The following is a 15874-nucleotide window of genomic DNA, read 5'->3' as shown; positions in this document are numbered from 1 at the left end:
ATAGGGCGACCCCCCATATATCCCGCCCCTTCCGCCCCACCCCCCCCCCCCCCCGCCTTAAACTCTTTCACGCCCCTCTGAGTGAACCACAGACGGAGTCAAAAAAATTCGACAGCCAGTTTGACTAACCGCCAACGGCGCCGCATTTGAGATGCCAGCTAATCTAGCCGTTAGCTTCGATGCGTAAACAAAAATATCCAATCGCTGCTACACAGTCTTTAGATCGTTTATGGCTAGCTTCCACTAGTGGCAAAAAATCCAAAAACATCAATGGCTTAGATATCACATTAAAGGTTATGAAAGAAAAATAGCCTGCTTCGGAGCTTTCACAAACACAAAATTTATACCGTTTCACCAAACGCATAAATTACGAAATTGTAATGATTCCCTCACCCTGCTGTTAGCTTCAAAATCCTAAACTATCAAACCACAAAGGCTGCTAGTTAAGCAGACCTAGTAAACATCGAGGGCACAATGAAATTCATAAAACTCCTCTCTATTGGTATCGTACTGACTGGATTTATGAGTTCCGCTTTTGCTGAAGACGGTTTCGAGCGAACCAAAAATTTCAAAGATAACTTCCGAGCCGAGCAAGCTCGTCTATGGGGTCCTGATGTATCGGAGAAAAGTAAGCAGAAAATTGCTCAAGAAAAACAGAAAGAACCTAAGGGCATTAGCAGCAAGTCGACAACTAAGAGACAGTAAAAAACAATTAACACGATCAAAGCCATCGACAAAAAGCCAGATTAATATCTGGCTTTTTAGCAACCTCTCCCTAATTGTACTTATTAAATAATTTTTCAGCATCAAAGATAAATCCTGAGATGGATTATTCACTTTAAACTGAAAAGCAGCTAGAAATTTAAATACTCTCTTCGCCGGGCTCTTACTTTCAACGGGAGCCAGTAGCACTATCTCCTAGAATATTTTCACCATCCTGTGCAGTGTCCTTCCAGCGGCATAGAAGCAGTTGGCTCGCGTTCGTTTCAGTGATTATTTTGCAACCAACGTCTACAGGTAGATCAGAATCGCTGTCGCGCAAACGCCTGGAAAGGTAGAACGATCTGTCGCGAGGCCACTTGTCAGGATCTTTGATGCTTTTGGACATTCCCCGGCTATAAAACTCCGACGAATACGAGCGGCGGCCAGGATAAATCAGGGGGCCCGATTGAGACGACTGCACATCCAGCCAGGCCTGCACTAAATCTCGCTGGTTCTGAGGACGATCCTCAAGCACACCGTTATAGATAATACCGGCGCCCGCGACTGGCAGCATCAGAGCGCTCGCTGCAGCAGCCCAAGCAGTCTTTCTGCCCACTTCGCTGATACATTCGGCAAGGAGTAGCGTCCATGCAGGCAGAGCAGGAAGAAGATAGGTCCAGAGAATGTTACCAGAGAAAGTAAAGAAAACAGGTGTCGCCAATGCCCAAAGCCAAAGGTATACATCGAAGCGCTGCATCGTCCCACGCCTGCTAATAACGAGGGGTAGAAAGAAAGTCCAAGGAAGCAACGCTAAGCCAAGCTGAATCCATATGGTGCCGTAGGGCTTGGCGTGAGCACTCCCGTAGAGATCCCCGGCCCAATCACTTACAACATATCGGCTCCAGTGCTCGCCGACAAAAAAATACTCAAGGAAACCCGGCGTCTTCATTTCGGCTGCAATGTACCAAGGCACTGATATACCTAACATGAGAGCAATCCCCGTTACCCAAGGAAGCCTCAATACCCGATTCCATTGCTTGTAGATGACGATCCAAAAAAATGCTGGCGCGCCCATCAGTACCAAGGTCAGTGGCCCTTTAGCAAGCAGGCCCAAGCCGAGAGCTAAGAACATAAGGTAGGCATCCCCTTTGCCTGCGCACTTCATCCAACGCCAGAAACCATAGCTGGCCAACAGGATCGAGAACGATAAAACGGGGTCAGTCAGCACAACACCACTGGACACCAAGCCCAGCGCCGTGCCGGAAAAGATGATGGCTGCCCAAATGCCCGCCTTGCGCGATACCTCCTGTGTCGCGAGCCTGATGATGATGAAGCAGCTTGCCAAGTGGAGAAACCAGGCTGGGAATCGAGCAGCAAACTCATTGGTGCCGAATACCGTCATGCTCGCCGCTTGGGTCCAGAAAGACAGCGGTGGCTTGCCCCAAAATGGAACTCCGTAATCGAACATCGGAGTCACCCAGTCACTCAGTTCAACCATCTTGCGTGCCATTTCAGCGTAGCGTGCTTCAGAGGTATCCATCAGGGGATATACGCCCAGCCCCAGGAGACGCAAAAGCAGAATCGAACTCAGGATGAACCACAATGTTCGCTCGCTTTTCAAATTCAGCATTTCTTACCCTCGAGTGAGGAAGCCGGAGGATGAATAGTCATGGGTCGCGCTTCATTATTACTATTTAGAAAATAAAGGGGGCGGCGTTTGACCTCCGCGAGCGTTACGCCTACGTACTCGCCCACCAGTGCAACACCCACGCACATGAATGAAGCAATTCCGACAAGCAGGTGATGGATGTCAAAGGAGCCTGCTACCAGTACTGCGAGCAGGTAGCAGATGCTGGAGACAAAGAAACTGAAGCTAATGAGACTGAATATACGAAGCGGCTTGCGGGAGAAGCTGAGAATACTTTCGATGGCTAGGTCCAGCAGGCTAGCGGCGTTCCACTTGGTATTGCCGGCATGACGGGAAGTGCGATTGTAGGGTAACTCAATGGTGCGAAAGCCTACCCAGCCGATCAAACCCTTAAGAATTCTGGAGCGTTCGTCCAGCGCTCTTAAGGCGGCCAATGGAGCAGGACCAATCAGACGGAAGTCACTGACATCCACCGGAAGATCAACTTTCTCCACCAGGCGCTGCATGATCCAGTAATAGCTACGTGCACTCGTGCGTTTTAGCCAGGAGTCGCCAGTTCGCAAGTCGCGTTGCATGTTCACAACGTCGTAACCCATCTGCCAATGATATACCATACTCGAGATGAGTTCAGGTGGATCCTGAAGGTCGACATCAATGAAGATCAATGCGCTACCGCGTGCATGGTCGATCCCTGCACTTAACGCAGCCTCTTTTCCGAAGTTCCGACTTAGGAACAGGCATCGTACATTTGATCCATCTTGATAGTGTCGAAGTAGGTCTGCAGTTTGATCGCTACTACCATCGTCGACATAGAGAATCTCGCACGAAACAGGCAGGCGCTTTACAACTCTGGTGATGCGCTTGTGAAATTCCGGAATGGTTTGCTCTTCTTGAAAGCAAGGAACCACTATTGTTAACAAGGGGTCAGCGCGTTCGGAAAGCCGATGTGATGTCCGCATGATTGAATGTCCAGAAACGATGCGCAGTGAATCCGAGCGCAGTTAGGGTTAAAGTCACTAAAATCTGAGAGACAAGCGGTGAGAGATTGAATTTAATCAGAACCCACATACCTACACCATTACCGATATTAGTTGCCAACGAGACAAGTACAAACCTGATAGGTTGAAGCTTATAAATTCCCGTCGCCACGAAACTGAGCCTTCTATTACCAATATAGCTAATAATAGCGCCTATCACGCCTCCGCCAACGCTGGCTAACACTGGATCAGTAACTCCATTTACAATAAGCAGGAGAAATACAAAATAGTGCCCCCCGGTTGCTACGAATCCAATGCCTAGATAACGAATAAGCAAAGCTATGATCGACATGCTTGTATTTTCCATCTACAAAGACTAAACAACCCGAAGTGAAAAAAAAGTGAACTGCATGTAATTTCAGAACTAAATGATGCAGCACCTCGACAATAGCTGTGCCACCCAACAAACACCAAAAAACCCTAATAATAAACTGAACAAATAACTCTAGCATGATCCAGAGATTACAATTCTGATAAGAGCATATACATGATGGCACTTTAGATCTTGGACAATTAAGCACTTTCTCAAAACATGAAAACCAGTAACGACACCAATAATTACACCAATTAAGTATCAACTTACCAACCAGTGATCCATTTTCTCACGAGCGCCCATCAGTTTAAACAAGAAGCAACCTGCTAAACGTACGTGTCGTCGAGCTAAGCCCATATATTCAGTGTTTATTTTTGGTTGGGTAGCAAGCTAGTACGACCCAGAACTTGCTGCCACACCATCGACTTTCGTTTTTCGTTCAAAGCCTGAGGACTCACCTAAAGCAATTATCCGGAGTTAAGTCTTTAAGTAAGCCTAAGCCCCGAGCCAATTATAAACTTTCCAATAAACACCCTTATCAAGCCGCACTTCGACTGAGTCAGTGCTCATGCTTTGCCTGGATGTCACAGAAATCAGTTTTTTTCAAAATTCGCTGCTTCTGAGTGCAAATTCGCCGGCCTAAATTTTTTAGCTGGACTTGACTTACTTTTGGGGAGGGGGGCAAGGACTGACAATCTTTGGTTAAAACATGTCAAGGACCATAGAAAACGCCAGGCATCGCCTGGCGTTTTTCTATGGCCTCTAAAAATCCTATCGATGCATTCAATTTTTGTTGTTGACACATTGGGAAAACAAAGAATAACGAATCGTATTAAGCTCACCCCGCGAGTCTTCGTAGGTCATCAACCGTTGATACACCTCGCAAGTACGGGGATCCTGGGACTGACGCACAAATTTTGCAACATCAATCTTCATTCCATACTTGTAGTCCTGAATCTCTGGTATTGGCTTATTATTTTTCGCCGCATAGCTAGCCACGGCGTTCTGATGTTCCTGAATATATTGCAACTGCTTCTTTTCGGAAAACGTAGTAGCTTGTGAAACTATAGGCAAAACAGCTAGGGCTGCCGCAATGATAAGCTTTTTCATAAGGTCCTCTCAATATCAATCTTATTGGGAGTAACCTTATCAACTCACAGGCATCACCGGCATGACGGTAAACTTACAATTTTGAAAGGTGACAACAATATCCAGAATGAAAAGCCCACAACGTTGCTGTGGGCTTCTGTTATGGGCTATCAGCTACCCGCTTCATCACCATCATCATCTTTGCGGTGTGCCCATTGATACAGAGCAGGAAGCACCAACAGAGTAAGCACGGTAGACGAAAGAATCCCGCCAATCACCACTGTCGCCAGTGGCCGCTGAACTTCAGCACCGGTACCTGTTGCGAGAGCCATCGGGATAAATCCGAGGGATGCGACTAGGGCTGTCATCAGAACGGGCCTTAACCGTGTCAACGCGCCTTCATCTACCGCTTGCCGGAGGGTACGTCCTTCCTCCCGCAGCCCGCGGATAAAAGAAATCATAACCAGGCCGTTTAGAACTGCCACACCGGACAGCGCAATGAAGCCAACTCCCGCCGAGATAGACAGCGGGATATCCCGCAACCACAGTGCAACTACACCGCCGGTGAGTGCGAATGGAATTCCGGTGAAGACCAGCATGCCATCCTTCAAGTTGTTGAACATCAGGAACAGCAGTGTCATGACCAGAAGCAATGCGACTGGAACAACGATCTGCAGACGCTTGGCTGCTGATTGCAACTGCTCAAACTGGCCACCCCAGGTAGTCCAGTAGCCTGCTGGGATCTGCACAGTAGCCAGCGACTTAGTCGCTTCTTCAACGAACGAGCCTAGGTCACGGCCTCGAACGTTTGCACTAACTACTACCAGCCGTTTCCCATTTTCGCGGCTGATCTGGTTCGGGCCCAACTGCAAGTCAAGATTAGCGACTTGGGACAGAGGAATGAACCCTATCTGATTAGCATCCTGAGCAACATTAGCAGGCACAGGAATCAGCAAGCTGGACATACCCGCTACGTCAGTGCGCACGGTCTCAGGCAGTCGCACCACCATATCGAACCGACGATCGCCCTCATACAATGTACCTGCCTGGCGGCCACCCACAGCAATAGCAATTGAGTTTTGCACATCCGCGATGTTCAAACCGTAGCGTGCTGCTTTTTCGCGGTCGATGTTGATGGTTAACACAGGAAGGCCGGAAGTCTGCTCAACCTTGACCTCCGATGAGCCCGGTACCGCTTTAAGCGATGCCGCGATTTTGTTGGCGGTGCTGTTGAGCGCGTCCATGTCATCGCCAAAAACTTTCACCGCAACGTCACTACGCACGCCCGAAATCAGCTCGTTGAAACGCAACTGGATCGGCTGGGACAACTCATAGTTGCTTCCCGGGACACCTGCTGCGGCTTTCTGCACCTCAGCGATCAGCTCATCACGAGGCTTATTGGGATTTGGCCACTGATCCTGAGGCTTAAGCATTATGTAGGCGTCAGAGGCGTTAGGCGGCATTGGATCAGATGCGATTTCTGCAGTACCCGAGCGTGCGAACATCCGCTCTACTTCTGGGACCTGCGCTATTACCGCTTTCTCCAGGCGCTGTTGCATCTCGACGGACTGAGTAAGGCTCGTTCCGGGCACTCGCATAGCCTGCATCGCAAAGTCGCCCTCACTAAGGCTGGGAATGAACTCGCTACCCATACGACTTGCAAGTATACCGCTAAGTACGACCAGAGCTACTGCAGCCGAGAACGCAATGTTCCGGTGCCCAAGAACCCATTGCAGTATCGGCTCATAGCGCTGTCGGGCGGTGCGCATTACCACGCCCTCCTCTTCCTTGACCTTGCCAGTGATGAACATGGCGATAGCAGCAGGAACAAAGGTTACGGAAAGAATCATTGCCCCCAGCAGCGCCATTACGACAGTGAATGCCATGGGGTGGAACATTTTTCCTTCGACGCCGGTTAGGGCGAAGATCGGCAGATACACTACCATGATGATCAACTGGCCAAATATCAGTGGCCGGCGAGCTTCACCTGCAGCGGCAAAGACTTCATGGAAGCGTTCTGCTTTGGTGAGTATGCGACCATGCTTGTGTTGCGCATGAGCCAGTCGGCGGATCGCGTTTTCTACTATAACCACGGCACCATCTACAATAATGCCAAAGTCGAGTGCTCCCAAACTCATTAGGTTTGCACTAACCTTGTTGTTGAACATACCTGTGAAGGTAAATAGCATGGACAGCGGGATCACCATTGCGGTGATCAGTGCTGCGCGGATGTTGCCGAGGAACAGGAAGAGAATAGCAATTACCAGAATCGCGCCTTCCACCAAGTTCTTCTTCACCGTCGCAATGGCTTTTTCAACCAAGTTGGTACGGTCATAAACGGTCACAGCAACCACGCCCTTCGGCAGGGTGCGGTTGATGTCGGTCAATTTGGTGGCCACAGCTTGGGACACTGTACGACTATTTTCACCAATCAGCATAAATACGGTACCGAGTACTACTTCGCGACCATTCTCAGTAGCAGCCCCCGTTCGCAGTTCTTTACCGATGCTGACTTCAGCAACGTTGCTGATGCGAATCGGCGTGCCATCTACACTGGTAATTACGATGTTGGCAATATCTTCGATATTGCTTACCTGACCCGGCGCACGAATGAGCAACTGCTCACCATTACGCTCGATGTAACCGGCGCCCACGTTGGCGTTGTTGCTTTCCAATGCAACTACCAGGTCATTAAGTGTCAGCTTGTAGGTAGCCAACCGCTTCGGGTCCGGCGCAATCAGAAACTGCTTGGCGAAGCCACCGATGGTGTTGATCTCGGCAACACCAGGGACGTTGCGCAGCTGCGGCTTGATAATCCAATCCTGGATCACTCGCAGGTCGGTGGGAGTGTAAGGAGTACCATCTTCTTTGAGTGCGCCATCTTCCGCTTCAACGGTCCACAGGAAGATTTCACCAAGCCCGGTGGATACAGGCCCCATGACGGCCTCGACCCCATCTGGCAACTGTTCCTTTGCAACCTGCAAACGCTCGTTAATGAGTTGGCGGGCAAAAAAGATGTCAGTACCGTCTTTGAAGATCACGGTGACCTGTGACAAGCCGGAGCGAGATAGGGATCGGGTTTGCTGAAGGCCCGGAAGACCGGCCATGGCCGTTTCAACTGGAAACGTGATCCGCTGTTCGGTTTCCAACGGCGAGTAACCAGGGGCGCCAGTGTTAATCTGCACCTGGACGTTTGTGATATCAGGCACCGCATCAATGGGCAGTTTTTGGTAGCTGTAGATACCTATACCGGCCATGATTAGAACTGCGATCATTACTACGATGCGCTGCTCAATGGCGAATCTGATGATACGTTCAAACATAAGAAATCATCCTGTAAATTCGCATCAGTGGCCATGCTCGGCAGACGCTTTGCCAAGCTCAGACTTGAGCGTGAAGCTGCCACTGGTTGCCACTTGGGCACCCGATTGGAGGCCTTCGGTTATTTCCACATAGCCACCGGCACGGCGACCTAGAGTTACCCTGCGAGTGTCGAAGCCCTCAGTGGTCCTCACGAAAACTGCAGTTTTTTCCTCGACGGTCTGCACCGCTGACTCTGGAACAGCTACAGCAACTTGATCAGTTTGTGACGTGACTGCGATGCTCACGAACAGCCCCGGTCGCCAGGCCCCATTGGGATTGGTCAGAGTGACACGGACGGGCGCTGCACGATTCTGCTCGCCCAAAAGGCTGCCTACGTAACCCACCTTGCCCTCGACCTCAGCCTTCATGTCAGGAGAAGAAACCTTTACCGAGCGGCCAGTCACGACCTTTCCGAGATCGCCAGGAGGAACCGCGAAAGTTGCCCACACCTGATTAAGATCGGACAGGATGAAAGCATTGGTTGCCTCGCTGACCACCTCACCGACGGTCAGGTGCTTTTCCACTACAACTGCGTCGAAAGGCGCACGCAGTTCATAGCGGTTACCGCCTGCAGAATTGACCGAAGCGCCGATTGCTCCGACCTTTTGCTTAGCGTTGGCCAGTGATATTTCAGCTTCTTGCAAAGCTTGTCGCGCCTGAAGGTAATCTTGCTCGGCGGAGATTTTGTCCTGCCACAACTGCTTCTCGCGGTCAAAAGTCAAGCGTGCCAACTCAACACGTCGCTGTGCAGCTTGTTGCTCACTGCGCATATCCGAGATCTGTTGACTGGCAATCACCGCAAGGACTTGGCCCTTCTTGACCGACTCGCCCAGGTTCGCCTGAACGCTTTCAACAACTCCAGGAACGCGAGGTACCACATGTGCGGTGTGGTCCTCATCAAACCGTATTTCGCCAGGAAAAGTCACAATAGTGCTAATCTCACGGGGAGCAGCTGCTTCCAGAACGACGCCCGCAGCCTCAATCTGCTCGGCGCTAAGCGTCATCTTGCCCTCTTCCTCATTGGCATTTTCGCTGTGGCCTTCCTCACCGTGACCTTCATCCCCCCCGTCTTTAGCAGGTGCTACAGCAGTTCTCTCATGGCCATCTTCAGTGCCATGTTCGGCCTTACTGACTGGAGGCTGCTCGGAACTGGAGTTCCAGGCGAAACTGCCAAATCCGAGGACTGCCACAGCGATTACCGCGAGCGCGATCTTGCGTTTGTTATCCATTGCTACTCCTGCTGATCTTAGGTACCGGCTTATTCAAAGACGCATACAAGGAAAATGCCTGGCCTGTTCAGCGCGTATTGGCAGTCAAGCCGACGTCGCCATACACCCTTTCCACTTGAGCACGCGCATTGGTCGCAGCCGCCAAAGAGTCGAGGTACTGGCCACGAGCAACTATCAAGGTGCGCTGAGCATCCAGCACTTCGATGAAACCGAATTTGCCCATCTCAAATCCACGAGTTGCGGTATCCACGGCCTGTTGAGCTGAAGGCAGGATCGTCTTGTCATAGGACTCGACCTCCTGCATGGCGGTAGCCCACTGATTCACTGCGGTTTGAGTTTCGGAACGTAGCCTGAGCTCAACAGCGTTTCGCTGGTCTCGGGCCTGATCTGCGCGGCGAGAAGCGGAAAGAATGTTGCCCTGATTGCGATCAAACAGCGGTAAAGGCATCGACAGCCCCACGACATTGACCCTCTCGCGAATAGAGCGGTCGTATTGGCTACCAACACTCACGGTGAGATTCGGGATGCGCTGCGCCTTTTCCGCGCCTAGTGAGGCATCGCTCTTATCTATTTGAGCAAGCGCTTGACGCATATCTGCGGTTTGATCGAGCTTCGCCAGTAATTCTGTAGCTTGCGGCGGCTTGCCGGGAGATAGGTCTGGCGAGTCAAGACGATCAAATGCAGTGACCGAACTGCCTATTAACTGGGCCAATTGCTGGTAAGCCGTTGACTTCAAGGTTTCAGCGCGCCTTACCTGTAACTTGGCTTCAGCCAGTTGCACCTGAGCGCGCGTGGCTTCCACCGGCGAGGACTTACCGGCACGCACCCGTCCATCGACGATGCGCAGACCGCGTTCGGTGAGCTCCAATGATTGTTTTGCCAGATTCAAGCCGGTCTGAGCTCTCAAAGCAGCGTAGTAAGATTGAACAACATCTGCACGAAGGCTATTGACTCGACGGTCCAGCTCTAACTGCGCGACGCTTTGACCGTAGGTTGCAACCTCGACACGAGCACGTCGCTTGCCACCCAACTCTAACGGCTGACTAAGCGCGACAGTCGTCGTGCTGGTATTACGACGGGTGTCTTCTACTTGATAAGAAATTTCAGGATTGGGGATGAGTCCAGCCTGCTTGCGCACTCCTTCAGAGATTCCGATCTCTTGACGTGCTGCTGCAAGATCGGGGTTAGCGTCTATTGCCGTCGAAAGCGCTTCAGCCAGACTGAGACTCTGGGCAAATGCGGCAGGCACCCACAATCCAGACAAGACCATACAGAACACAAAGACTTTCAAAGGAAAGATGGGGGTTTTAGATAAAGCAATGTGATTATACCAGGGCACTTTGATAGTCCTCATGCACAAACTTTGATAAAGCTTGGCGAGAACGCCTAAACAGCTGCCAAGCTCCTCTGGATCAGGTGATGGCACTCTAATCAGCGATCACTATCAGAGGGGTGGCTATAAAATTACAATTTCGTTAGAAACCCTGGGGGGATAGTCGAAATAGAAAGCTTTCAGGCGAAACGCAGGGATTTAGTGAAAAAGATTCTGGAAGCCCTGCAACGGTGGAAATACCTGAAAACAGAATTGTAATCACCCCGTCACCGACTCGTTATCTTTGATCTGCAAATATGACCCAGGCGCTATTCTAAGTGCTCCACCGGGCCAAAACAACAGACTATACCCGCGTAGGTAAATCATAATAAAAACTGCCGTAATCAAAGGAGCATCGCATGAGACACAAAGTAACTTTGTATTTGGCTGCGGTTTCAGCTTTTTCTGGAAGCTATGCCCTCACGGCACAAGCGGAAGGTAAACCAGAAGGTTTTATTGAAGGTAGCAGCCTTACTGTTCTAAACCGCAACTTCTATTTCAATCGTGATAATCGTGATGCATCTGCGCCGACTTTCAACAGCGGCAAAGGCAATACCAACGGTTATTCCGAAGCTTGGGCACATGCGATAATCACTAAATTCAACTCTGGTTTTACGCAGGGCACTGTGGGCTTTGGTATAGATGCGTTTGCAATGATTGGCATCAAGCTTGATACTGGTGGCGGGCGCAACGGTGGCCGTAGCAGCTTTGACGTGCTGCCTGTTAACGGTGACGGCGAAGCACGTGATGAATACACTAAGGTGGGTGGAGCAGCGAAGTTTCGGCTGTTTGATACTGTCGTAAAGGTTGGAGATGTTTTCCCCGCAACACCCGTCGTGGCATCGGGAGATTCTCGCTTACTCCCTGAAAGTTTCCGCGGCGTGACGGTCGAAAATAGTAGCATTCAAGGCCTAACCTTGCAGGGTGGTCGACTGCATGCGATGAGCCAGCCTGGTTCCAGCAACTTGAACGATAACTTTGCCACATTTTATGCCGGCCCGGTCAACTCGCCTTGGATTGGGTACGGCGGCGGTGATTACCAAGTCAACGACAACATCACGGTGAGCCTTTACGCCAGCCAATTGAAGGATGTTTGGAATCAATACTATGCCGGTAGCAGCCTCACTTACCCACTCAGCGATGATTTGACGCTTATCGGCGGATTCAACTACTACAAAGCTGTAGATGAAGGCAAGAAGCGCCTGGGCGAATTCGACAACAATATATGGAGCGCCAAGCTCGGCGTCCGGTACGGTGCGCATACTCTTGCACTGTCTCATCAGCGAAACAATGGCGATGACGACTTCGACTACCTTCGTCAATCAGACTCAATCTTCGTTGACAACTCAATACAGTACAGCGACTTCAACTCACCGAAGGAACGCTCTTGGATGCTGCGCTACGACTTGAACATGACCAGCTACGGTATTCCGGGGCTATCGTTCATGACTCGTTATGCCAGAGGTTCTGGTGCAGACTATTCGAACGCCAATCAATTCTATATGCGCACTGATGGTAACGGCGATCCGCTCACGAATCAAAAACGTTGGGAGCGTGATATTGAAGTCAAATACGTCGTACAAACAGGTGCGGCGAAAGATCTTTCCTTGCGATTACGTCAAGCAAATACTCGTGCCACTGCATTCGAATCGGACTTGGATGAAGTACGCCTGATCGTTGAATATCCACTTTCGATACTGTGAGCCCTAAACAAGATCGATTTATTCATGTGACTCGCCTAAAACAAAAATAGCGAGCTTAAAGAATTCACCTTGAGTTGCTTAAATGCTCCTTTGGTAAAAGGTGAATATTTTGCGCCCCCCTGGGGCGCTTTTTTTTACCTAAAATTCGAGTAAATCTTCGAGTACGCGCACCGCGTCCCGATGGAGTTCATGACTGCACCAGTGACCGCCTTCTTCAGCATGAGAAAAATCGCCCTCATCTGCACGGAATAAAATGGCCATAATAAAAAAAACAACCCAACATTTCATAAGGTCAATTCAGCAGTAGAGAAATAACCCGCAACTGGTTGGTCCGAGCCACGATATAATATATCGCGATGTTATCAAGTGTATTGCTCACTGATTACAAGTACGTTATTTAGCCCCCACCCAAGTGGTTTTGAATTATCATTCCTGCCAATGATGACAGCGCATTCGCGTAGTTAAAACAGCTCAGTCATATCGAGACAAAATCCAATGCGAATTCTGGTAATTGAGGACGAAGTAAAAACTGCCGAATATGTGCGCCAAGGCCTTACGGAGAGCGGTTATATCGTGGATTGCGTACATACCGGATACGACGGGCTTTTTCTGGCCAAACAACATATGTACGAGTTAATCATCCTAGATATCAACCTGCCGGAGATGGATGGGTGGCAGGTACTTGAATTGTTGCGAAGAAACAATTGTCTTTGTAGAATTATGATGCTTACTGCTCGAAGTCGCTTGGTTGATAAAATCAGAGGACTAGAGAATGGTGCAGATGATTACCTAATTAAGCCTTTTGAATTCCCGGAACTGCTTGCTCGAGTTCGCGCACTGATGCGCAGGTCTGATAATCCAGCATCTGTTGAGATCATTCGCGTAGCCGATCTGGAGCTGGATCAAAGCCGTCATAGGGCGTTTAGAGACGGTCAGCGTATCGACTTAACAACGAAGGAATTCGCACTTCTGCACTATTTAATGAGAAATACGGGAATTGTCCTGAGTCGTACACAGATCATATCTCAGGTATGGGACATGAATTTCGACTGCGATACAAATGTTGTAGAAGTTTCAATTAGAAGATTAAGAGCCAAGATGGATGATCCTTTTGAAAACAAACTGATACATACACTCAGAGGCGTAGGATATGTTCTAGAAAAACGCTAGCGTGCTGTTCTTGAAGCAATCACATACGCTCCTGTGATTTCGCCGACTCACGGGCACTTCAGGTTTCATCCAAGTTTGTCTTTCACTTGGCGCTTCTGGCCTACCGCGTCGGATATACATTTCGGCGCGCAAAAAACTTGCTAATCGAAGCTTTCAACTCGCCTACCGGTCCAAAACCGTGGTGCGAAAAAACACCATACCCCCCCGAAACAGCGCTCGATAATGCTTATCCACAAGCTGGATTTCAGTGTCCAATGTATGTGGAAGCGTTCAGACCCGCTTTCACTTTAGGTATTTGTGAGTAACGTAGTTGCCGATGATAAAGTGTAGTTCAAGGAACGTGGATTTTTATCAGTTGATACTCTCATAATCTGGTGAGACGAACTACGTGACGGTGCCACGGCGCACATATCCATGTAGTTGCGTGTGGATATGATAAATCTACCGGGGCATGAAGCCTAAGCATGCCATGGAGTGGACAATACGGTCGTGACTTAAAGGTCGCATACTCTATGATCTCTGAAGGCGAGCAAGTGAATCACTCCGGCTCTCTAGATACCTTGCAAGCTCATTGCATAACGCTTTTAAACTCTACAGTGAAAGCTACATATTGAAACGATTACGGCGTTTTGCGTTGATGGTTGACGATATTCGACACCTCCCCTTGCCGTCGGGTTAAGCCGTCACACTTGCTCAATCGTCAGAACTTTTGCATTAGCTTGAGTATCGCCATAAGCGTCCGGGCATCACGCCTTGCGTGATTAAAAAGATTGCGGCAGCAACTGATCGATTTCACTCGCCCGCTGCGTCGGCAGCCGCGTGAGAGCATCCTTCAGATATGCATACGGATCATGACCATTCAGGCGCGCAGACTGGATCAGACTCATGATCGCTGCCGCACGTTTTCCGCTGCGTAAGGCCCCTGCAAAGAGCCAGTTCTTGCGCCCAAGGCCCTATGATCGGATCTGGTTCTCTGCCCAGTTATTGTCTATGGGTACAGCCCCGTCATCGAGGTAGCGCGACAGCGCTGCCCAGCGTTCGAGACTGTAATCGAGTGCTCTGCTGATGGCTGAGACTTCAGGCACGAGGTCACGCTAGGCAATCAACCTGGCGTGCAGCATATTCATCACCCGTACAGCTTTTTCTTGCCGTATTCGGAGTCGTAAATCCGGCCCCAGATCGCGACTTCGCTTTCAATTTCGTACAACAACTGGATATAACGCAGAGCTTGCTCCGCAAGCGTGCTTTTATTCTTAGCGTGCAGCTCAAAGAAATTACGTTGCGCATGAGCCATTCACCCGATCTCGGTCACGTCTAGTTCGAAGCTGGCTTTGTAACCGACACAATCATCGCAGACCAGCTTGTCCTTCCAGTCATTCAGGAAGTTGCGAGCGTGTTCTCCGGCGCGGCTAGGGCTGAAGTCGTGAACCACCGCTGCCGCGTCCGAGAACTGGCTGGTGGCATAGGACCAAATATAAGAACTGTGGGTTTTCTTAGTTCCCGGCATGAGCATTTGCACAGGTGTCTCATCGGCTTGAATAATCTGCTGCCCGAGAACCACGTCGCGCAGCGCATCAACCAGCGGCTGGAACTGAACCCCAGTCACGGCCATCTGGCCACCGTCGGTGAGGCTATGCACGCTAACTCCTCCTCTCTTTCTCTTCGTTAAGTAGCATCAGCCATGAATTCATTCAAAAAGACCGTTCAAGTCATTGCACTCGTTGCAACGCTAAATGCAGCCTCATTGTTACAGGCAGCGTAATCAATTGCCGTCTACAAAGCCCCTAACTGTGGCTGCTGGACCAGGTGGATCGCTTATCTGAAGGAGTGGTCGACTATATGGAAAACAACATTAGCGATATGAACGAGAAGCTCGGCGTACCCGTAAATCTGGCGTCGTGCCACACGGGAGTTGTAAGTGGGAAATTCGTCGAAGGCCATGTTCCGGTCACACAAATTGCTGAACTAAGTCGACGAGCCAATCTGGACGGAATAGCTGCCTTCGGTATGCCCGTGGGATCGCTCGGAATGGAGTCAGGTGACCGACGCAGCGCCTACCCGGTAATTGGGATGAGCAAGTCAAGGGGAGAGACGGTTTTACAGGATTTTCGGGCCCGCTAGGGATGCTCCGATCAACTTGTCGTGCAGCCGCGGCAAGTTGCAATTTTCCAGGCACCTACAGCGTCATTGGACGAAAAGTGACCGAAAAATCATGTACGGAGAGCTTTTTCGACCGGTTCTCCGTGTT

The 15874-nt window shown here is 50.1% G+C and carries 11 protein-coding genes and 1 pseudogene; 4 read left to right on the top strand and 8 right to left on the bottom strand.

Features of this window, described 5'->3' with window-relative positions; all coding sequences use genetic code 11:
* The first annotated feature begins 474 nt into the window (after positions 1-474).
* The gene (locus TU80_RS30600) at positions 475-705 is read left to right on the top strand and encodes a hypothetical protein (protein WP_019818108.1); all 231 of its coding nucleotides are present in this window, start codon (positions 475-477) and stop codon (positions 703-705) included.
* Between the two features lie 187 nt (positions 706-892).
* On the opposite strand, the gene TU80_RS30595 is transcribed toward TU80_RS30600, so the two are convergent.
* The 7 genes from TU80_RS30595 to TU80_RS30565 all read right to left on the bottom strand — a co-directional run bounded on the left by TU80_RS30595 (position 893) and on the right by TU80_RS30565 (position 10720).
* On the bottom strand, positions 893-2332 hold the full coding sequence (locus TU80_RS30595) for an ArnT family glycosyltransferase (RefSeq protein WP_019818109.1): 1440 nt from the start codon (positions 2330-2332) through the stop codon (positions 893-895).
* The gene (locus TU80_RS30590; RefSeq protein ID WP_024073373.1) at positions 2326-3309 is read right to left on the bottom strand and encodes a glycosyltransferase family 2 protein; all 984 of its coding nucleotides are present in this window, start codon (positions 3307-3309) and stop codon (positions 2326-2328) included. Before TU80_RS30590 ends, TU80_RS30595 begins: the two co-directional genes overlap by 7 nt.
* Complete coding sequence (locus tag TU80_RS30585) at positions 3275-3694, bottom strand: GtrA family protein (RefSeq protein WP_024073372.1); 420 nt, start codon at positions 3692-3694, stop codon at positions 3275-3277. The genes TU80_RS30590 and TU80_RS30585 overlap by 35 nt, the downstream gene beginning before the upstream one ends.
* A 789-nt stretch (positions 3695-4483) precedes the next feature.
* Complete coding sequence (locus TU80_RS30580; RefSeq protein WP_019818112.1) at positions 4484-4810, bottom strand: DUF2790 domain-containing protein; 327 nt, start codon at positions 4808-4810, stop codon at positions 4484-4486.
* A gap of 149 nt (positions 4811-4959) precedes the next feature.
* Entirely contained in the window at positions 4960-8112 is a 3153-nt protein-coding gene (locus TU80_RS30575) for a CusA/CzcA family heavy metal efflux RND transporter (RefSeq protein WP_024073371.1), read from the bottom strand.
* A 24-nt stretch (positions 8113-8136) separates the two neighbouring features.
* Entirely contained in the window at positions 8137-9381 is a 1245-nt protein-coding gene (locus TU80_RS30570) for an efflux RND transporter periplasmic adaptor subunit (RefSeq protein ID WP_024073370.1), read from the bottom strand.
* A gap of 67 nt (positions 9382-9448) precedes the next feature.
* A complete protein-coding gene (locus tag TU80_RS30565; protein ID WP_131672237.1) occupies positions 9449-10720 on the bottom strand; it encodes a TolC family protein in 1272 nt (423 codons plus the stop codon).
* Positions 10721-11112: 392 nt separating this feature from the next.
* On the opposite strand from TU80_RS30565, the gene TU80_RS30560 reads away from it, so the two are divergent.
* Together TU80_RS30560 and TU80_RS30555 are read left to right on the top strand one after the other, a co-directional pair.
* Complete coding sequence (locus TU80_RS30560) at positions 11113-12456, top strand: OprD family porin (RefSeq protein ID WP_024073368.1); 1344 nt, start codon at positions 11113-11115, stop codon at positions 12454-12456.
* Between the two features lie 495 nt (positions 12457-12951).
* On the top strand, positions 12952-13626 hold the full coding sequence (locus TU80_RS30555) for a heavy metal response regulator transcription factor (RefSeq protein WP_019818115.1): 675 nt from the start codon (positions 12952-12954) through the stop codon (positions 13624-13626).
* Positions 13627-14387: 761 nt separating this feature from the next.
* Here TU80_RS30555 and tnpC read toward each other — a convergent pair.
* Positions 14388-15232: pseudogene (gene tnpC, locus TU80_RS32415) on the bottom strand (IS66 family transposase); the annotation flags it as partial.
* 233 nt (positions 15233-15465) lie between these two features.
* Here tnpC and TU80_RS30545 point away from each other — a divergent pair.
* Complete coding sequence (locus TU80_RS30545) at positions 15466-15747, top strand: DUF411 domain-containing protein (RefSeq protein ID WP_181125140.1); 282 nt, start codon at positions 15466-15468, stop codon at positions 15745-15747.
* Positions 15748-15874: the final 127 nt, after the last annotated feature.

This window comes from Pseudomonas veronii, from assembly GCF_001439695.1.
GTDB lineage: Bacteria > Pseudomonadota > Gammaproteobacteria > Pseudomonadales > Pseudomonadaceae > Aquipseudomonas > Aquipseudomonas veronii.
The sequence above is the reverse complement of the archived record's forward strand: the minus strand, read 5'-3'. Positions and strand labels throughout refer to the sequence as shown.